This window comes from Streptomyces sp. A 4/2, assembly GCF_940670765.1.
GTDB lineage: Bacteria > Actinomycetota > Actinomycetes > Streptomycetales > Streptomycetaceae > Streptomyces.
In genome coordinates, this window is record NZ_CALNVW010000035.1 from 81,999 (window position 1) to 100,653 (window position 18,655).

Sequence of the window (18,655 nt, forward strand, 5' to 3'; positions counted from 1 at the left end):
AGAATCAACCAGCGTTGAACCGGGCCGCCGCGCGCTCCGTGCCGTTGTCGGGGGGACCCGCACCACCCGCCTCCCGACAGCCCAGCCGCTCCGGCCCCACCCACACCGCGTCGCGAGGAGAATCCGTGGCTACCGATGCACCGCAGCGCCCGGACGGAACGGGCCCCGGCCCGGCCCGGACCACGGCAGAGAAGTACGTCGAGGTGCAGGAGGGCGCGGAATTCGGCGAACTGCGCCGCGCCCACCGCTCCTTCGCCTTTCCGCTGACCATCGGCTTCATCGCCTGGTACCTGCTGTACGTCCTGCTGTCGAGCTACGCCGGCGGCTTCATGGGCACCACGCTCCTCGGCCACATCAATGTGGCCCTGGTCCTCGGTCTCGCCCAGTTCCTCACCACGTTCCTCATCGCCTGGCTCTACTCGCGGCACGCCGCGACGAAGCTCGACCCGAAGGGCGCCGCGATCAAGTCCCGTATGGAGGCCGACGCATGAGCCCCGCAGTCCAGCTCGCCGCCTCGGCCACCACCGAGCACCGGCCGCTGATCATCACGCTCTTCGCGGTCTTCGTCGTCGCGACCCTGGTCATCACCGTCTGGGCCGGACGCCAGACCCGCAGCGCCGCGGACTTCTACGCGGGCGGCAGGCAGTTCTCCGCCTTCCAGAACGGACTCGCCGTCTCCGGCGACTACATGTCGGCCGCCTCGTTCCTCGGCATCGCGGGCGCCATCGCACTCTTCGGCTACGACGGCTTCCTCTACTCGATCGGCTTCCTGGTCGCCTGGCTCGTCGCCCTGCTGCTGGTCGCCGAACCGCTGCGCAACTCGGGCCGCTACACGATGGGCGACGTCCTCGCGTACCGGATGCGCCAACGCCCCGTGCGTACCGCGGCGGGCGCCTCCACCATCGTCGTCTCGATCTTCTATCTGCTGGCTCAGATGGCGGGCGCCGGAGTGCTCGTCTCCCTGCTGCTCGGCATCACCAGCGACGCGGGCAAGATCGCCATCGTCGCGCTGGTCGGCGTCCTGATGATCGTGTACGTCACCATCGGTGGCATGAAGGGCACCACCTGGGTGCAGATGGTCAAGGCCGTCCTGCTGATCGCGGGCACCATCCTCATCACCTTCCTGATCCTGCTGAAGTTCCACTTCAACGTCTCCGACCTGCTCGGCTCCGCGGCCTCGAACAGTGGCAAGGGGAAGGCCTTCCTGGAACCCGGCCTGAAGTACGGCACCTCGGGCACCACCAAGCTGGACTTCATCTCGCTCGGCATCGCGCTGGTGCTCGGCACCGCGGGCCTGCCGCACATCCTGATCCGCTTCTACACCGTGCCGACGGCCAAGGCCGCCCGCAAGTCGGTGAACTGGGCGATCGGCATCATCGGCGCCTTCTACCTGATGACGATCGTGCTCGGGTTCGGCGCCGCCGCCCTCCTCAAGCCCGCCGACATCATCGCCTCCAACCCGGCGGGCAACACCGCGGCACCGCTGGCCGCCCTGGAGATCGGCGGCGGCGCCGACTCCACCGGAGGGTCCATCCTGCTCGCGGTGATCTCGGCGGTCGCCTTCGCCACCATCCTCGCGGTGGTCGCCGGACTGACCCTGGCCTCCTCGTCGTCGTTCGCGCACGACATCTACGCCAACGTCATCCGCAAGGGCAGGGCGACCGAGAAGGAGGAGATGCGCGCGGCCCGCTGGGCCACCGTCGCGATCGGCGCCGTCGCCATCGTCCTCGGTGCCTTCGCCCGTGATCTGAACGTGGCGGGCCTGGTCGCCCTCGCCTTCGCGGTCGCCGCCTCCGCCAATCTGCCCACTCTCCTCTACAGCCTGTTCTGGAAGAGGTTCACCACCGGCGGCGCCCTCTGGTCGATCTACGGAGGGCTCGTCTCCTCCGTGGTGCTGGTGCTCTTCTCGCCGGTCGTCTCCGGAAAGCCCACCTCGATGTTCAAGGGCGTGGACTTCCACTGGTTCCCGCTGGAGAACCCGGGCCTCATCTCGATCCCGCTGGGATTCCTGCTCGGCTGGCTGGGCTCGCTGCTCTCGAAGGAGGAGCCCGACAAGGGCAAGTACGCGGAACTGGAGGTCAAGTCCCTCACCGGGTTCGGAGCGCACTGAGCCGGTCGCCGGAGCACGGCGGAGACGGTACGGACCGGGGCCGCGTCGTAGATCTCTACGACGCGGCCCCGCCGTACCTCGTGGCAATCGGCCCTGTTGCTGTCACAGGGGTCGCGTACGCTCGGTTGCATACAGTTCTTCAGCAGGGATTCCTCGTGGGAAGGGGGCCGCAGTGCTTATCGACACCTTTGGCCGCGTAGCCACTGACCTGCGCGTTTCACTCACCGACCGCTGCAATCTGCGGTGCACGTACTGCATGCCCGAAGAGGGGCTGCAGTGGCTGGCGAAGCCGGATCTGCTCACCGACGACGAGATCGTCCGGCTGATCCGTATCGCCGTGACCGGCCTCGGGATCACCGAAGTCCGGTTCACCGGCGGCGAACCGCTGCTGCGCCCCGGGCTGGTGGGCATCGTCGAGCGGTGCGCGGCCCTGGAGCCCCGCCCCCGGATGTCGCTGACCACCAACGGCATCGGCCTCAAGCGCACCGCCCGAGCCCTCGCGGCAGCGGGCCTGGACCGGGTCAACGTCTCGCTCGACACCCTGCGCCCCGACGTCTTCAAGACCCTCACCCGTCGGGACCGGCACCGCGATGTGCTGGACGGCCTGGAGGCCGCCGGCGCCGCGGGGCTCACCCCGGTGAAGGTCAACGCCGTACTGATGCCCGGACTCAACGACGACGAGGCTCCCGAACTCCTCGCCTGGGCCGTGCGGAACGACTACGAGCTGCGCTTCATCGAGCAGATGCCGCTCGACGCCCAGCACGGCTGGAAGCGGGACGGAATGATCACAGCGGGTGACATCCTGGAGTCGCTGCGCACCCGCTTCCTGCTCACCGAGGAGGCCGCGGACGCACGCGGTTCGGCCCCCGCCGAACGCTGGGTGGTGGACGGCGGACCGCACCGCGTGGGGGTCATCGCCTCCGTCACGCGGCCGTTCTGCGGAGCCTGCGACCGCACCAGACTCACTGCCGACGGTCAGGTGCGCACCTGCCTCTTCGCCCGGGAGGAATCGGACTTGCGGGGCGCGCTGCGCTCCGGGGCGTCCGACGAGGAGATCGCCCGTCGCTGGAAGCTGGCGATGTGGGGAAAGAAGGCCGGATCCGGTCTGGACGACCCGTCCTTCCTCCAGCCCGCCCGGCCGATGTCGGCGATCGGCGGCTAGGCCGTGTTTTGAAAGTAGCGTCGTCCGCCCGAAGGGCGGGCGCCGCGGCGCAGGCGGGACTTTCAAAACACGGCCTAGGCCCTGGACGGGCCGGGGCCGTCGGCGGAGTCCTGTTCCCACTCGTTCAGGGCCACCACGTCCTTCAGGAAGCCCCGCACCCCGAGGAACTGGGAGAGATGCTCCCGGTGTTCCTCGCACGCGAGCCAGGTCTTGCGGCGCTCGGGGGTGTGCAGCTTCGGGTTGTTCCAGGCCAGTACCCAGACGGCGTCGGTACGACAGCCCTTGGCGGAACAGACAGGGGCGGAACCGGCGGTTTCGGGGGAGTTCACCCGCCCAACCCTAGGCCAAAGCATGGCTCGTACGAGAGCCGGTACGGACTTCGTCACTCCGCGAATCCGCGTAACAGGCCCCGGAAATGGCGACGCCGAGCAGCCACGGGGGGAGCTGCCCGGCGTCGGTCCGTCGCTCCGACGGGGGATGCGGAGCGCTTTCGAAGTATGTCACGGGCCACTGGGCATGCGGCACCGGAACTTCATGATTGATCTGAGCTTTTCTTGAGCTTTGCGGCCCGCGCGGATCCCGCCCCGTTTCAGCTCTGTTCAGGCGCCGGACGCTCACTCTCCGTGGCGGACGGATCGGCCGCGGCCTCCGCCCCCGGGACCACGGACGAGGGCTCCAGCGCCGGCCGGTAGGGCGCCGGGACGAACGTCGTGGGCAGCCCCGGGGCGTTCTCCCGGCCCGCGTTCGCGATCACCACGGCGACGTACGGAAGGAACGCGCCGAGCACCAGGGTCACGATCGCGACCGGCCGCTCCACGTTCCAGAGGGCCGCGGTCAGGATGACCGCGACGGTACGCACGGACATCGAGATGATGTAGCGCCGTTGCCGGCCGCGGACGTCCTCCGCGAGTCCCTGCCGCGCTCCCGTGATCCGGAAGACCTGACCGCTGCTCTGCTTCCGCATCGCGTCCCACCACCCGATTCCTGCGCCGGACTCTCCCCGGACCGGACGGCACAACGTTACGCCGCGGCCGGGCCGCCATCGAGACCGGGGCGCGCCGCCACGGGCAGGTGGCGGCACGCGCGGCACGGATGGCGCCGCCCGACATGCGCCGTATGGCCGAAGCGCCGATGCTGGGCGTCATGCGTACACAGCTGCCGCACCAGGAGGCGACATGAGTTGGTTGTGGGCCGTCATCGTGGGGCTGGTGCTCGGCCTGATCGCCAAGGCGATCATCCCGGGCAAGCAGCAGATCCCGCTGTGGCTGACCGTGGTGTGCGGCATCCTGGGCAGTGTGCTGGGCAACTGGGCGGCCACCGGACTCGGCGTCAACGACACCAACGGCATCGACTGGATCAGGCATCTGCTCCAGCTGATCGGGGCCGTGATCGTCGTCGGTGCCGGGGACAAGCTCTGGGCCGCGGTCCGGGGCAACAGGAAACAGCCGAGCTGAACGAACGCGGGAGGGGCGGCCGGTACGCACCGGCCGCCCCTCCCGCGTATGTCCGGGGGTCCAGGACCTTTTCTAGGACCTGACCTCGACCGCAGCCAGGTTCTTCTTGCCCCGGCGCAGCACCAGCCAGCGCCCGTGCAGCAGATCCTCCGCGGCGGGTACGGCGTCCTCGCCCGCCACCTTCACGTTGTTCACGTACGCCCCGCCCTCCTTCACGGCACGCCGTGCGGCGGACTTGCTCGGGACCAGGCCGGTCTCGGCGAGCAGGTCCACCACCGGGACCAGCGCGTCCACCTGGACGTGCGGCAGCTCGGAGAGCGCGGCACCCAGCGTCCGCTCGTCGAGCCCGGCGAGGTCGCCCTGGCCGAAGAGCGCCTTCGACGCGGCGACGACCGCCGCGCACTGCTCGGCGCCGTGCACCAGCGTCGTCAGCTCCTCGGCCAGCGAACGCTGGGCCGCGCGTGCCTGCGGACGCTCCTCGGTGAGCTGCTCCAGCTCCTCCAGCTCCGCGCGGCTCTTGAAGCTGAGAATGCGGTTGTACGTGGAGACGTCACGGTCGTCCACGTTCAGCCAGAACTGGTAGAAGGCGTACGGCGTCGTCATCTCCGCGTCGAGCCAGACGGCCCCGCTCTCGGACTTGCCGAACTTGGTGCCGTCCGCCTTCACCATCAGCGGGGTGCCCAGCGCGTGCACCGACGCGGCCGGCTCCAGGCGGTGGATCAGGTCGATACCCGCGGTGAGGTTGCCCCACTGGTCGCTGCCGCCCTGCTGGAGGGTGCAGCCGTACCGCCGGTACAGCTCCAGGAAGTCCATGCCCTGGAGCAACTGGTAGCTGAACTCGGTGTAGCTGATGCCCTGTTCGGACTCCAGGCGGCGGGCGACCGACTCCTTGGTGAGCATCTTGTTCACCCGGAAGTGCTTGCCGATGTCCCGCAGGAACTCGATCGCGGACAGCCCGGCCGTCCAGTCCAGGTTGTTGACCATCACGGCCGCGTTCTCCCCCTCGAAGGAGAGGAACGGCTCGATCTGGGCGCGCAGCCGCCCGACCCAGTTGGCGACGGTCTCCGGGTCGTTCAGCGTGCGTTCGGCGGTCGGCCGGGGATCGCCGATCTGGCCGGTCGCCCCGCCCACCAGCGCCAGCGGCCGGTGTCCGGCCAGCTGGAGCCGGCGGACGGTGAGGACCTGCACGAGATGGCCCACGTGCAGGCTGGCCGCCGTCGGGTCGAAGCCGCAATAGAACGTGACGGGACCGTCCGCGAGCGTCTTGCGCAATGCGTCCTCGTCAGTGGAGAGGGCGAAGAGCCCTCGCCACTTCAGCTCGTCGACGATGTCCGTCACGGGTCTCGCGTCTCCTTCGGTGTGGCTGGAAGTACGTCCAGAGGTTATACGCCCTGGCTGACGGAACTCATATTGAAATCCGGGATGCGCAGCGCGGGCATCGCGGCGCGGGTGAACCAGTCACCCCACTCACGGGGCAGCGTCCGCTCCGTACGCCCGGCCTCGGTGGCCCTGGACAGCAGATCCACCGGCGACTCGTTGAAGCGGAAGTTGTTCACCTCACCCACGACCTCGCCGTTCTCCACGAGGTAGACACCGTCCCTGGTCAGACCGGTCAGCAGCAGCGAGGCCGGGTCGACCTCCCGGATGTACCAGAGGCAGGTCAGCAGCAGGGCGGGCCCCTGGTGCCCGGACGCCGCCACCATCTCGTCCAGCGACCGCTCACCGCCGCCCTCCAGGATCAGATTGCTGATCGCGGGAGCCACCGGCAGACCGGTCAGGTCCGCGCTGTGCCGGGTGGTGACCAGGCGCTCCAGCCGCCCGTCCCGCACCCAGTCCGTGCGGGAGAGCGGCAGCCCGTTGTCGAAGACCGACGAGTCGTCCCCCGAGGCATGCGCCAGGACGAAGGGCGCCGACTCCAGACCGGGCTCGGCCGGATCGCTGCGCAGGGTCAGCGGCAGCGGGGAGAGCCTGTCCCCCAGCCGGGTACCGCCGCCGGGACGCGAGAAGACCGTACGGCCCTCGACGGCGTCCCGCGCGGCCGACGACCACAGCTGGTAGATCAGCAGGTCGGCGACGGCGGTCGGCGGCAGCAGCGTCTCGTACCGTCCGGCGGGCAGCTCGATACGGCGCTCCGCCCAGCCCAGCCGCTGCGCCAGCTCGGCGTCCATGGCGGTGGGGTCGACGTCCTTGAAGTCGCGGGTGGCACGGCCCGCCCAGGCGGAGCGGGTCCGGTCGGGGGACTTGGCGTTCAGCTCCAGGGTGCCGTTGGGCTGGTCGTGGCGGAGCCGCAGCCCCGTGGAGGTACCGAGATAGCTGGAACTCATCTCGTGGTGGGCGAAGCCGTAGAGCTCACGGCCGCCCTCCCGGGCACGGGCGAAGGACTCACCGAGCGCGGGCGCGAAGTCGGCGAAGACCGCCGAGGTCGTCTCGGCGGGCGCGTCGGTGAAGTCGGGCGACGCGGGGACGCCGGAGACCAGCGGCTGCGCGTCCTCGGCGGGCGCCCCGCCCCGGGCAGCGGCCTCCGCGGCCCGGACCAGCGGTTCGAGATCGTCCGCGGTGACCGCCGAGCGGGAGACCACACCGGAGGCGGTGCCCTCCTTCCCGTCGACGGTGGCGATGACGGTCAGGGTCCTGCCACGGGTCACGCCGTTGGTGGTCAGCGCGTTGCCCGCCCACCGCAGGTTGGCACCGGACTGCTCGTCGGCGATGACCACGCAGCCGTCCGCGGTGGACAGCGCGAGGGCGCGTTCGACGATCTCGTGCGGTGTGACGGTGCGCTTCGACGAGGTCATCGTCCGGCCTCCTGCGTGGTGTTCAGGATGTTGACGCCCCGGAAGAGGGCGGAGGGGCAGCCGTGCGAGACGGCGGCGATCTGTCCCGGCTGGGCCTTGCCGCAGTTGAACGCGCCGCCGAGCACATAGGTCTGCGGGCCGCCGACCTTCTCCATCGAGCCCCAGAAGTCGGTGGTGGTCGCCTGGTAGGCGACGTCACGCAGCTGCCCCGCCAGCTGCCCGTTCTCGATGCGGTAGAAGCGCTGACCGGTGAACTGGAAGTTGTAGCGCTGCATGTCGATCGACCACGAGCGGTCGCCCACGACATAGATCCCGCGCTCGACGCCCCCGATCAGATCCTCCGTCGAGAGCCCGCCCGGATCCGGCTGGAGCGACACATTGGCCATGCGCTGCACGGGCACATGGCCCGGGGAGTCCGCGTACGCACAGCCGTTGGAGCGCCCGAGCCCCGTCAGCTTCGCGATCCGCCGGTCCAGCTGGTACCCGACCAGCGTGCCGTCCTTGATGAGGTCCCAGGACTGCGCGGCCACCCCCTCGTCGTCGAAACCGACGGTGGCGAGGCCGTGTTCGGCGGTGCGGTCGCCCGTCACGTTCAGCACGGGGGAGCCGTACGCCAGCTTCCCGAGCTGGTCGAACGTGGCGAAGGAGGTTCCGGCGTACGCCGCTTCGTACCCCAGCGCCCGGTCCAGTTCGGTCGCGTGCCCGATCGACTCGTGGATGGTCAGCCAGAGGTTCGACGGGTCGACGACCAGGTCGTACGTCCCCGCCTCGACACCGGGCGCGCGCATCTTCTCGGCGAGCAGTACCGGGAGTTGCTCCAGTTCGGAGTCCCAGTCCCAGCCGGTCCCGGTGAGGTACTCCCACCCTCGGCCGGCCGGTGGGGCGATCGTCCGCATCGAGTCGAACTCACCGCTGGCACCGTTCACGGCGACCGCGGTGAGCTGCGGATGCACCCGCACCCGCTGCTGGGTGGTGACGGTGCCCGCCGTGTCCGCGTAGAACTTGTTCTCGTGGACGGTCATCAGCGAGGCGTCCGCATGTGCCACTCCGTCCGCCCTCAGCAGCCGGGACGACCAGTCGGCCAGCAGGGCGGTCTTCTCGTCGGCGGGTACGGAGAAGGGGTCGATCTCGTACGTGGAGATCCAGGTCTGCTCGGAGTGCACCGGCTCGTCCGCCAGTTCCACCAGCTCGTCCGATCCAGCCGCCTTGATGACCTTGGCGGAGAGCTTCGCCATCGCGACCGCCTGCGAGGCGACCTTCGCCGCGGCGTCCATGGTCAGGTCCACCCCGGAGGCGAACCCCCACGCGCCGCCGTGCACCACCCGCACCGCGTATCCGAGATCGGTGGTGTCCGACGACCCGGCCGGCCTCGCGTCCCGCAGCCGCCAGGCCGCGCTGCGCACGCGCTCGAAGCGGAAGTCGGCATGGTCGGCGCCGAGTGCGCGCGCACGGGCGAGGGCCGCGTCGGCCAGGGGGCGCAGCGGCAGCGCCGTGAAGGCTGCGTCGATGGAATGTGGCACGGAGGTCTCCTGTCGTCACGACCGGTCGCTCGCATCATGTCGCGCGAAGGGGGCCGCCTGCCAGATCGTTCTTCTGCAGGGACCCGACCGCGTTCTTCTGTAGGGACCCGACAGGCGCCGCCGTGCGGTGCTGTCGGAGGCGGATTCCCCTTAAGTGGGACAGAGCCGATAGTTTGCGTGGGTACCAAACAGCTATCGAAAGGGTGATCCGTTGAGCCGCTCGGTTCTCGTCACCGGAGGAAACCGGGGCATCGGCCTCGCCATCGCCCGCGCTTTCGCCGACGCAGGCGACAAGGTCGCGATCACGTACCGCTCGGGCGAACCTCCCGAGGGCTTCCTGGCCGTCAAGTGCGACATCACCGACACCGAGCAGGTGGATCTGGCCTACAAGGAGATCGAGGAGAAGCACGGTCCGGTGGAGGTCCTGGTCGCCAACGCCGGTGTCACCAAGGACCAGTTGCTGATGCGGATGTCCGAGGAGGACTTCACGTCCGTACTCGACACCAACCTCACCGGTGCCTTCCGGGTCGTCAAGCGGGCCAACCGGGCCATGCTGCGCGCCAAGAAGGGCCGGGTCGTCCTCATCTCGTCGGTGGTCGGGCTGCTCGGCGGGGCGGGTCAGGCGAACTACGCCGCCTCCAAGGCGGGCCTGGTCGGTTTCGCGCGTTCCCTCGCTCGTGAACTCGGCTCGCGCAACATCACTTTCAACGTCGTCGCACCCGGTTTCGTCGACACCGACATGACCAGGGTGCTCACCGACGAGCAGCGCGCGGGCATCGTCTCGCAGGTGCCGCTCGGCCGGTATGCGAAGCCGGAGGAGATCGCCGCGACGGTGCGGTTCCTCGCCTCCGACGACGCGTCGTACATCACTGGAGCCGTCATCCCCGTTGACGGCGGATTGGGCATGGGGCACTGATCACATGAGCGGAATTCTTGACGGCAAGCGCATCCTCATCACGGGTGTGCTGATGGAGTCCTCCATCGCCTTCCACACCGCCAAGGTGGCCCAGGAACAGGGTGCCGAGGTCATTCTGACCGCGTTCCCGCGGCCCACCCTCACCGAGCGCATCGCCAAGAAGCTGCCCAAGCCTGCCAAGGTCATCGAGCTGGACGTCACCAGCACCGAGCACCTGGACCGGCTCGCGGACCTGGTCCGTGACGAACTCGGCTCGCTCGACGGTGTCGTGCACTCCATCGGCTTCGCGCCGCAGGACGCGCTCGGCGGCAACTTCCTCAACACCCCGTTCGAGTCGGTCTCCACGGCGATGCACGTCTCGGCGTTCTCGCTGAAGTCGCTCACCATGGCCTGCCTGCCGCTGATGAGCGAGGGCGGCGCGGTGGTCGGACTGACCTTCGACGCCCAGTACGCCTGGCCGCAGTACGACTGGATGGGCCCGGCCAAGGCCGCGCTGGAGGCCACCTCCCGCTACCTCGCCCGCGACCTCGGCAAGCAGAACGTCCGCTGCAACCTGATCTCCGCCGGACCGATCGGCTCGATGGCCGCGAAGTCCATCCCGGGCTTCTCGGAGCTGGCGGACGTCTGGAACCACCGCTCCCCGCTCGCCTGGGACATGTCCGACCCGGAGCCGGCCGGCCGCGGTGTCGTCGCACTGCTCTCGGACTTCTTCCCGAAGACCACCGGCGAGATCGTCCACGTCGACGGCGGCGTGCACATGATGGGTGCCTGACCGCTCCCGAGCTCTTCGCTCACGAGGCCGCGTGCCGTCCAGGAGACGGCGCGCGGCCTCGGTGCGTTCCGGAGCACCCAGGATCTGCCCCCTGTCGTGATCGACTCGAATATCCGGTCGAACCACCGCAGACTGCTCCTGTCGGAGCTGCCCTCCGGCTCGCCTGGGGAGGAGACACGCGTATGCGTCATCTGCTCTGCCGAACGGCAGTCCTGCTCGTGGCCTCGGCCGGAATGGCGGGGTTCACCGGCCCGACGGGCGCGTATGCGCGGGAGGTCCCCTTCGGGGCCGGGTGCCGCATCGCGGTCAAGGGTTCCCATGTGGCCGCCACCTGCCACAACTCGTACGTCGACAGCGACCGGGTGGCCCTGCACATCGAGTGCGCCCGCTGGTGGGACATCGACATGGACAGCGCCCCGGTCGAGGTCGGGCCCGCGCGGACCGTGCGGCTCACCGGCCGCTGCTGGAAAGAGATCGGCTCGGTCCGGATGACGCACGAACGGGTCGGCTGAGCCCTCCGGCCCTGGTCACACCTGGGCTTCCAGGCAGTTGATGAAGGCATGGCTGGCGGCCTCCGAGGCCGCCAGATCCGCGTCGCCCGCCAGGATCGCCCCGATCAGCCTGCTGTGGTCCACGTATCCCTCGGGCCGCAGCTCGTGCCCCACGCCGCCGCGCAGCCACTCGCGGAGCAGATCGCCCAGATCGGCGTAGAGCTCGGTCAGTACGTCGTTGTGCGAGGCATTGACGATCGCCAGGTGCAGCGTCGCGTCGGCGGCGACGAAGGCCTCCGCGTCGCCCGCCGCCCAGGTGCTCTCCCGGTGGGCGAGGAGCGCGGTCAGCTGCTTCGCGTCCCGCTCGGTGTGCCGTACGGCGGCCAGCCGGGCGGCCGACGATTCGAGCGTGGCACGCACCTCCGCGACGTCACGGGGGTCGGCAGCCGCGAAGCGGTGATGCATCACCCCGGCCAGTTCGCTGGTGGCGACCACGTACGTGCCCGAGCCCTGGCGGATGTCGAGCAGCCCGTTGTGCGCGAGCGCGCGCACCGCCTCCCGGACGGTGTTGCGGGCCACCCCCAGCTGCTCCACCAGTACCGGCTCTGTCGGGATGCGCGATCCCACCGGCCACTCGCCCGAGGTGATCTGATTCCGCAGTTCCGTGATCACCTGGTCGGCGAGTGCGGAACGCCGGGGAGAGTTCAGCGCCATCGTGCTCCTCGTTCGTGAAACCGCCGGGGCCGGACAGCCTGATTCCGGCGGGTGGGCCGGACAGGTGAACAGCCAATCATCCCATGATTCTATGATGGCCTCATGCCTGATGACGAGACCAAGATCCTCAGCCCGGTGGCCGAGCCGGGAACCCCCGTGGATTCCACACCTCCGCAGCTCGCCGCGTGGACCGTGAAACTGGTGATCGCCGGGATCGTCCTCGCCGCAGTCAACCTCCGTCCGGCCATCACCAGCCTCGGCGCGCTCCTCGAAGAGGTACGCGACGGTCTCGGCATGAGCGGCAGCGTGGCGGGCGTCCTCACCTCCGTACCGCCGCTGTGCTTCGCCGTGTTCGGCGTCATGGCGCCGCGACTGGCCCGCCGGTTCGGACCGGGCGCGGTCGTCTGCGCAGGGATGGCCGCGATCACCGCGGGCCTGGTGATCCGCCCGCTCATGGGCGGTACGGCCGGCTTCCTCGCGGCCAGCGCACTCGCGCTGATGGGCATAGCCGTCAGCAACGTACTCATGCCGGTCATGGTGAAGCGGTACTTCCCCGACCGCGTCGGCTCCATGACAGGGCTCTACTCGATGGCCCTCGCCCTGGGCACCGCACTCGCCGCCGCCGTCACCGTGCCGCTGACCGACAGCCTCGGCGGCAGCTGGCGGATGGGACTCGGCGTGTGGGCGGTGCTGGCCGCCGTCGCCGTACTGCCCTGGATCGGGCTGATCCGGGACCGCAGCGCCGCCGCCGCGGACGCCACCGGGACCCCCGGATCCGATGTCCCGGCCCTGCGGATCGCCCGCAGCCGCACCGCCTGGGCGCTCGCCTGCTTCTTCGGTCTCCAGGCCACCGCCGCCTACGTCACCATGGGCTGGATGCCGCAGATCTTCCGGGACGCCGGAGTCTCCGCCGGCACCGCCGGACTGCTGCTCGCCGTGACGATGGTGATGGGTGTGCCGCTGGCCTTCGTCATCCCGCGACTGGCCGGCCGGATGAAGCACCAGGGCCCCATCGTCGTCGCCCTGGGCGTCTGCGGACTCGTCGGCTACGCGGGGCTCTACCTCGCCCCGTCCGGCGGCGCCTGGGCCTGGGCGCTGCTGCTCGGCATCTCCAACTGCTCGTTCCCGCTGGCCCTCACCATGATCGGGATGCGCTCCAGGAGCGGCGCCGGCGTGGTCAGGCTCTCCGCCTTCGCCCAGTCCACCGGCTATCTGATCTCGATCCCCGGGCCGCTGCTCGTCGGCGTCCTCTACCAGCACAGCGGCGGCTGGGGGCTGCCCATCGCCCTGATGGCCGGGCTGATGGTGCCGCAGATCGGGGCGGGGATCCTCGCGGGACGGGACCGGACGATCGAGGACGAATCCTGAGATGCGAGACTGACGTCATGCCAGTGCTCGAACCGAATCCCCAGAACGGTCAGAAGAAGCTCCTGCTCGTGCTCGGCGCGATGCTCGCCGTCACGGTGATCGTCGCGATCGTCGCGACGTTGGCCTCGCCCTGACACCCCGCGGTGGTGGGGCTGGCCCCACCACCCCCTAGGGGGCCAGGGTCAGGGTGAAGTGGGTGGGTCACCGGATGGGACCGGCCGCCCGCACTCCGTAAGTTCGAGGTACTTCAACAACCGCGAACTCGACGGAGGCGGCCATGTCGGCCCGTACGCACACCAGGTCCCACGCACCGGCCTCGGGCAGCGTCGATGTCCGGCTGCCGTGGTGGGCGATCGCCCTGCCCGCCGTCGCCTTCGCCGCCCTGCTCCTGCTCATCAGCGCGCCCGGCCAGGCGCACGCCGAGGCCGGCGGCGCCAACATCACCCATGTCCTGGAGCTCATCCAGCGGAACCTGCCGCTCTAGGTGTACGGCCCGGCCGGTCTTCGCCGGGCCCTCGGACCCGCCCGGCGTACGGCGCCCGGCCACCGTGGCCGAACACCGTTCACTCGTGCTGGGGAGCCTCCCCACACCCTCTGCCCGATGGTCCGATCCGTGCGAAGCTGGATTGTATGAGCGCCGTTGTGTCATCCGGGGGGACAGCCCCCGGAACCCCCGAGTCCCGCAGGATCGCCCTTCTCCGGCATGCGAAGGCCGACTGGCCCGAGGTGTCCGACCACGACAGGCCGCTCGCCGACCGCGGCCGGATGGATGCCTCCGCCGCGGGCCAGTGGCTCGGCTCGCACGACCTCCACATCGATCTGGCCCTCTGCTCGACAGCGGTCAGAACGCGTGAGACCTGGAAGCTGGCCGTGCAGGAGATGCCGAGCCGGCCCAGGACCGTGTACGAGGAGCGGCTGTACGACGCCTCGCTCGGCGAGTTGCTCGCGCTGCTCAACGAGACCCCGGACGACGTGGACGACCTCCTGGTCATCGGCCACAACCCCGGGATGCACGCACTCGCCGACGCCCTGGCGGGCCGCTCCGAGGGCTCCGTGCTGAGCAGGATGAACCGCAGCGGATTCCCGACGGCAGGGGTCGCCCTCATCGAGTTCACCGGACCCTGGAAATCCGTCGAGCACGGCGTGGGCAAACTCGCCGACTTCTGGGCGCCGCACGAGTAGGCCCCCGGACATGCGTGCGGGCCCCGGTGCGCGTACCGGGGCCCCGCGGCTCTACCAGGAGCTAGACCTCGTCGTCGACGAGCCCGTCCGCCGCCTCGACCTCTTCGCGGGTGATGCCGAGCAGATAGAGCACGGTGTCCAGGAAGGGCACGTTCACCGCGGTGTCGGCGGCCTTGCGGACCACCGGCTTGGCATTGAACGCGACGCCGAGTCCGGCCGCGTTGAGCATGTCCAGGTCGTTCGCCCCGTCGCCGATCGCGACCGTCTGGGCGAGCGGTACGCCCGCCTCCGCGGCGAACCGCCGCAGCAGCCGCGCCTTGCCCGCGCGGTCCACGATCTCCCCGACGACCCGGCCGGTGAGCCTGCCGTCGACGATCTCCAGGGTGTTCGCGGAGGCGAAATCGAGGCCGAGACGCTCCTTGAGGTCATCGGTGACCTGGGTGAAACCACCCGAGACGACGCCCACTTGGTAGCCGAGCCGCTTGAGCGTACGGATCAGGGTGCGGGCACCGGGGGTGAGCCGCACCTCGGCCCGTACCTTGTCGACGACCGAGGCGTCGAGCCCCGCCAGCAGCGCCACCCGCGCGTGCAGCGACTGCTCGAAGTCCAGCTCGCCGCGCATCGCACGGGCGGTGACCTCGGCGACCTCCTGCTCGCACCCCGCGTGCGCGGCGAAGAGCTCGATCACCTCGTCCTGGATGACGGTCGAGTCCACGTCCATCACGACGAGCCGCTGGGCCCGGCGGTGCAGACCGGCGGAGATCACGGCCACGTCCACACCGAGCGCCGATGCCTCGGTGGCCAGCACGGTGCGCAGCGCTTCGGTCTCCACACCGGACACCGCGAATTCCACGGCGGTCACCGGATACTTCGCCAGCCGGAAAATGCGGTCGATGTTGCCGCCGGCGCCGGTGATACCGGCCGCTATGGCAGCGGTCGACTCCGCGGTGAGCGGATTGCCGAGGACCGTCACATGGGAGCGTCCGCTGCCCCGGGGCCGGTTGTCGCCGGTGCCGGAGATGATCTCCGCCTCCAGCTTGAGCGATTCGGCCCAGCTGTGCACGGTCGCCCGCAGCTCTCCCTGGGCAATGCCGTCGGGGCCCGGTGCGGTGATCAGGACACACAGGACGATGCGGCCCCGCGTGACGACCTGCTCGATGTCGACGACGTCGACGGCGTAGGCGGCGAGGGTGTCGAAGAGCCCGGCGGTGATCCCGGGGCGGTCCTTCCCGAAGATCTTGACGAGAAGAGTGGGGAAATCGGCGGGGACTGGGGGCTGCGATGCGCTCATGGTGATCCCACCGTATAGGGCACCGCGGACCCCCCGGCAGTCCGTCCCGAGGACCGGACGCCCGTACCTCCGGTGGCCCATCGCGGCAATGAACGGCGGAAGGGGGAAATACTGAGTGATTCATGAGAAGGCAGGCGAAAAGGGAGAGGAGTCCGTCCGGTCACGTCCGCAGATGCCCCGGGGAACCCATTGGTACATGGTCGTCACACGGCCCGGGTTCCCGATACGTCACTGCGCCTGAAATAGTTCCCCACGATGTTCGCCATCCCTAGACTCCCTGCAATGGGGGTACCTCGGGGGACAATAAGTGGGGCTGGAGTGCAGGAACTCGTACTGGAATTGAATGGCAGGACCTGGACGCTCGATCCGTCCAGGTCGTACACCCTTGGCCGTGATCCGCAGGGAGACCTGGCGATCGACGACGCGAGGGTCTCGTGGCGGCACGCCACGATCAGCTGGGGGGGCCGTAGTTGGGTCATCGAGGACCACGGCTCCACCAACGGCACGTTCGTGCACGGGCAGCAGGTCCAGCAGGTGGAGATCGGTCCCGGCTCGGAGGTGTACCTCGGCAACGCGACCGACGGTCCGCGGCTGAGCCTCTCCGGCGCGGCGGCCCGGACACCGGAGCCGATGCAGGCGCAGGCCGTTGCCCAGGCACCCGTACAGCCGCAGGCGCCGATGCAGGCGCAGCCGTACGCCCCGGCCCAGTACCAGGGCGGTGACCCCGGCTGGGGCGCCGCTCAGCAACAGGCCCCGGCCCAGCAACAGGCCCCGGCCCAGCAGGGCTGGCAGCCGCAGCAGGCCCAACTGCCCCAGCAGGGCGGCCCGGTGGGCGGGGGCGCGGGGGCCTCGACCCCGTACGGGGACCGCAGCCCGACCACTTTCCACCAGCTGGCTCTCGGCCGGGTGATGCGCATCGGCCGTGCGCTGGAGAACGAACTGGTCGTCTCCGACCTCCAGGTCTCGCGTATCCACGCCGAGTTCGTGGCCACGCCCGACGGCCGCTTCGAGATCCGTGACCTCGGTTCCCACAACGGCACCTACGTCAACGGTCTGCCGATGGCCAAGTCCGGAACGGCCCTGATCGGCCCGAACGACATCGTCGGCGTCGGCCACTCGACCTTCCGCCTCGTCGGCGACCGGCTCGAGGAGTTCGTCGACACCGGTGAGGTCTCCTTCTCCGCCCGCCACCTCACGGTGACGGTCGACGGCGGCAAGGACATCCTCAAGGACGTCTCCTTCGGCGTCCCCGAGAAGTCGCTCGTCGCGGTCATCGGCCCCTCGGGTTCGGGCAAGTCCACCCTGCTCAAGGCGCTCACCGGCTACCGGCCCGCCAACCGGGGCGATGTCCTCTACGACAACCGGAATCTCTACAAGCAGTTCGCCGAGCTGCGCCAGCGCATCGGTCTCGTCCCGCAGGACGACATCCTGCACAAGGAACTCTCGGTCCGTAAGGCCCTGAAGTACGCGGCCAAGCTGCGCTTCCCCGCGGACACCACCGAGGCCGAGCGCGAGTCCCGTATCGACGAGGTGCTGCGCGAGCTGAAGCTGGACATCCACAAGGAGAAGAAGGTCACCTCTCTCTCCGGCGGCCAGCGCAAGCGGGTCTCGGTCGCACTGGAGCTGCTGACCAAACCGTCCCTGATCTTCCTGGACGAGCCGACCTCCGGCCTCGACCCGGGGATGGACCGCGATGTCATGCAGCTGCTGCGCGGCCTCGCCGACGACGGTCGTACGGTGCTCGTCGTCACCCACTCCGTCGCCGAACTCGCCATCTGCGACAAGCTTCTGGTGATGGCACCGGGCGGCGCGGTCGCGTACTTCGGGCCGCCGGAGGAGGCGCTCAACTTCTTCGGCTACTCCAGCTGGGCCGATGTCTTCTCCGCCTTCGAGAACTACCGCGACTACGACTGGGCGGGCCGCTGGCGCGGCTCGCAGCACTACCAGATGTACGCGGCGGACATCGACGCGGTCGCCGTGCAGTCGGTCCAGATGCCGCCCGCCCAGGCGATGAGGGTCCCCAAGCCCCAGGGCTGGGGCTCGCAGCTGGTCACCCTGATGCGCCGCTACGTGTCGGTCATCGTCTCCGACCGCGGATTCATGGCGCTCTCGGTCCTGCTCCCCGCTGTCCTCGGCGCGGTCGGTGCGCTGATCCCCGCGGACTACGGACTCGGCTTCGGCCCGGTCAGAGGACACGGCAGCAACGGCGACGGCGCCGTGATCCTGCTGATCCTGGCGGTGGGCGCCTGTTTCGCGGGCGCGGCCAACTCCGTACGCGAACTGATCAAGGAACGGGTGATCTACGAACGGGAGCGGGCCACCGGCCTGTCGCGTTCCGCCTATCTGATGTCCAAGGTGATCGTGCTCGGTCTGATCACCGTGGTGCAGGGCGCGATCATCGGGGGCATCGGCTTCGGACTGAAGAAGGCGCCCGAGGAGGGGCTGGTCTTCTCCGCCTCCACCCGGATCGAACTCACCCTGCCGATCATGGCTCTCGGCTTCACCTCGATGATGATCGGCCTGATCATTTCCTCGCTGGTGAAGACCTCCGAGAAGACCATGCCGCTGCTGGTGATGTTCGCGATCACCCAGGTCGTCTTCACCGGTTGCCTCTTCACCCTGAACGGCGCCGCCGGGGTCAACCAGCTGTCGTTCCTGATGCCCGCCCGCTGGGCGGTCGCAGCCGCGGGCGCCACCGCGTCACTCAACATCCTGCTGCCCAACAAGAAGAACCCGACCAGCACGGACCCGCTGTGGGACCACACGCTGGGCACCTGGGTGATGGACATGGGCATCCTGATCGCGATGGGCGTGATCTGCGGAATCGTCGTGGCCCGGCTGCTGCGCCGCCACGAGCCGGAGGTCATGCGCAAGTAGTCGCTC

The 18,655-nt window shown here is 69.5% G+C and carries 19 protein-coding genes; 12 read left to right on the forward strand and 7 right to left on the reverse strand.

From position 1 onward, the window contains the following. The first annotated feature begins 125 nt into the window (after nucleotides 1-125). The 3 genes from NBY69_RS26195 (at nucleotide 126) to moaA (ending at nucleotide 3,272) form a co-directional block, all read left to right on the forward strand. Complete coding sequence (locus NBY69_RS26195) at nucleotides 126-491, forward strand: DUF485 domain-containing protein (RefSeq protein ID WP_250304001.1); 366 nt, start codon at nucleotides 126-128, stop codon at nucleotides 489-491. Continuing rightward, entirely contained in the window at nucleotides 488-2,110 is a 1,623-nt protein-coding gene (locus NBY69_RS26200) for a cation acetate symporter (RefSeq protein ID WP_250304002.1), read from the forward strand. Before NBY69_RS26195 ends, NBY69_RS26200 begins: the two co-directional genes overlap by 4 nt. A 172-nt stretch (nucleotides 2,111-2,282) precedes the next feature. Beyond that, nucleotides 2,283-3,272: a GTP 3',8-cyclase MoaA gene (moaA, locus tag NBY69_RS26205; RefSeq protein ID WP_250304004.1), complete on the forward strand. Its 990-nt coding sequence runs from the start codon at nucleotides 2,283-2,285 to the stop codon at nucleotides 3,270-3,272. A 74-nt stretch (nucleotides 3,273-3,346) separates the two neighbouring features. Here the strand turns inward: moaA and NBY69_RS26210 are convergent, their stop codons facing one another. Together NBY69_RS26210 and NBY69_RS26215 are read right to left on the reverse strand one after the other, a co-directional pair. Continuing rightward, nucleotides 3,347-3,601: a hypothetical protein gene (locus NBY69_RS26210; RefSeq protein ID WP_374211341.1), complete on the reverse strand. Its 255-nt coding sequence runs from the start codon at nucleotides 3,599-3,601 to the stop codon at nucleotides 3,347-3,349. A 260-nt stretch (nucleotides 3,602-3,861) separates the two neighbouring features. Then, nucleotides 3,862-4,236, reverse strand: coding sequence for a DUF3099 domain-containing protein (locus NBY69_RS26215; RefSeq protein ID WP_250304008.1), 375 nt, complete (start codon nucleotides 4,234-4,236; stop codon nucleotides 3,862-3,864). A 211-nt stretch (nucleotides 4,237-4,447) separates the two neighbouring features. Between NBY69_RS26215 and NBY69_RS26220 the strand changes: the two genes are divergently transcribed. Further along, nucleotides 4,448-4,726 (forward strand): GlsB/YeaQ/YmgE family stress response membrane protein, encoded by a 279-nt coding sequence (locus NBY69_RS26220; RefSeq protein WP_250304010.1) that lies wholly within the window; start codon nucleotides 4,448-4,450, stop codon nucleotides 4,724-4,726. A gap of 72 nt (nucleotides 4,727-4,798) precedes the next feature. On the opposite strand, the gene tyrS is transcribed toward NBY69_RS26220, so the two are convergent. From tyrS to NBY69_RS26235, 3 genes are read right to left on the reverse strand one after another with little or no spacing between them, the layout of a single operon-like run. Continuing rightward, complete coding sequence (gene tyrS / locus NBY69_RS26225) at nucleotides 4,799-6,064, reverse strand: tyrosine--tRNA ligase (protein ID WP_250304012.1); 1,266 nt, start codon at nucleotides 6,062-6,064, stop codon at nucleotides 4,799-4,801. Nucleotides 6,065-6,108: 44 nt separating this feature from the next. Continuing rightward, the gene (locus NBY69_RS26230) at nucleotides 6,109-7,518 is read right to left on the reverse strand and encodes a metallopeptidase TldD-related protein (RefSeq protein ID WP_250304016.1); all 1,410 of its coding nucleotides are present in this window, start codon (nucleotides 7,516-7,518) and stop codon (nucleotides 6,109-6,111) included. After that, nucleotides 7,515-9,038: a TldD/PmbA family protein gene (locus NBY69_RS26235; protein ID WP_250304018.1), complete on the reverse strand. Its 1,524-nt coding sequence runs from the start codon at nucleotides 9,036-9,038 to the stop codon at nucleotides 7,515-7,517. The genes NBY69_RS26230 and NBY69_RS26235 overlap by 4 nt, the downstream gene beginning before the upstream one ends. Nucleotides 9,039-9,249: 211 nt before the next feature. Between NBY69_RS26235 and fabG the strand changes: the two genes are divergently transcribed. The 3 genes from fabG to NBY69_RS26250 all read left to right on the forward strand — a co-directional run bounded on the left by fabG (nucleotide 9,250) and on the right by NBY69_RS26250 (nucleotide 11,238). Next, nucleotides 9,250-9,954: a 3-oxoacyl-[acyl-carrier-protein] reductase gene (gene fabG, locus NBY69_RS26240; RefSeq protein ID WP_250304019.1), complete on the forward strand. Its 705-nt coding sequence runs from the start codon at nucleotides 9,250-9,252 to the stop codon at nucleotides 9,952-9,954. Between the two features lie 4 nt (nucleotides 9,955-9,958). After that, nucleotides 9,959-10,726: an enoyl-ACP reductase FabI gene (gene fabI / locus NBY69_RS26245; RefSeq protein ID WP_250304021.1), complete on the forward strand. Its 768-nt coding sequence runs from the start codon at nucleotides 9,959-9,961 to the stop codon at nucleotides 10,724-10,726. 233 nt (nucleotides 10,727-10,959) lie between these two features. Beyond that, entirely contained in the window at nucleotides 10,960-11,238 is a 279-nt protein-coding gene (locus NBY69_RS26250; protein ID WP_250304055.1) for a hypothetical protein, read from the forward strand. 15 nt (nucleotides 11,239-11,253) lie between these two features. On the opposite strand, the gene NBY69_RS26255 is transcribed toward NBY69_RS26250, so the two are convergent. Then, on the reverse strand, nucleotides 11,254-11,931 hold the full coding sequence (locus NBY69_RS26255; RefSeq protein WP_250304023.1) for a FadR/GntR family transcriptional regulator: 678 nt from the start codon (nucleotides 11,929-11,931) through the stop codon (nucleotides 11,254-11,256). A 102-nt stretch (nucleotides 11,932-12,033) separates the two neighbouring features. Here NBY69_RS26255 and NBY69_RS26260 point away from each other — a divergent pair, with 102 nt between their 5' ends. The 4 genes from NBY69_RS26260 to NBY69_RS26270 all read left to right on the forward strand — a co-directional run bounded on the left by NBY69_RS26260 (nucleotide 12,034) and on the right by NBY69_RS26270 (nucleotide 14,481). Beyond that, nucleotides 12,034-13,299 (forward strand): CynX/NimT family MFS transporter, encoded by a 1,266-nt coding sequence (locus tag NBY69_RS26260; protein ID WP_250304025.1) that lies wholly within the window; start codon nucleotides 12,034-12,036, stop codon nucleotides 13,297-13,299. A 17-nt stretch (nucleotides 13,300-13,316) separates the two neighbouring features. Beyond that, a complete protein-coding gene (locus NBY69_RS37410) occupies nucleotides 13,317-13,433 on the forward strand; it encodes an SGM_5486 family transporter-associated protein (protein ID WP_266643777.1) in 117 nt (38 codons plus the stop codon). Nucleotides 13,434-13,576: 143 nt separating this feature from the next. Next, a complete protein-coding gene (locus NBY69_RS26265; protein ID WP_250304028.1) occupies nucleotides 13,577-13,783 on the forward strand; it encodes a hypothetical protein in 207 nt (68 codons plus the stop codon). A 146-nt stretch (nucleotides 13,784-13,929) separates the two neighbouring features. Next, nucleotides 13,930-14,481 (forward strand): histidine phosphatase family protein, encoded by a 552-nt coding sequence (locus tag NBY69_RS26270; RefSeq protein WP_250304030.1) that lies wholly within the window; start codon nucleotides 13,930-13,932, stop codon nucleotides 14,479-14,481. A gap of 61 nt (nucleotides 14,482-14,542) precedes the next feature. Here NBY69_RS26270 and serB read toward each other — a convergent pair whose 3' ends face one another. Further along, nucleotides 14,543-15,772 carry a phosphoserine phosphatase SerB gene (gene serB, locus NBY69_RS26275; protein ID WP_250304032.1) on the reverse strand — a complete coding sequence of 410 codons (1,230 nt, stop codon included), beginning with the start codon at nucleotides 15,770-15,772 and terminating at the stop codon, nucleotides 14,543-14,545. Nucleotides 15,773-16,090: 318 nt separating this feature from the next. Between serB and NBY69_RS26280 the strand changes: the two genes are divergently transcribed. Then, nucleotides 16,091-18,649, forward strand: a complete 2,559-nt coding sequence (locus NBY69_RS26280; protein WP_250304035.1) for an FHA domain-containing protein — start codon at nucleotides 16,091-16,093, stop codon at nucleotides 18,647-18,649. The last annotated feature ends 6 nt before the right edge of the window (nucleotides 18,650-18,655 follow it).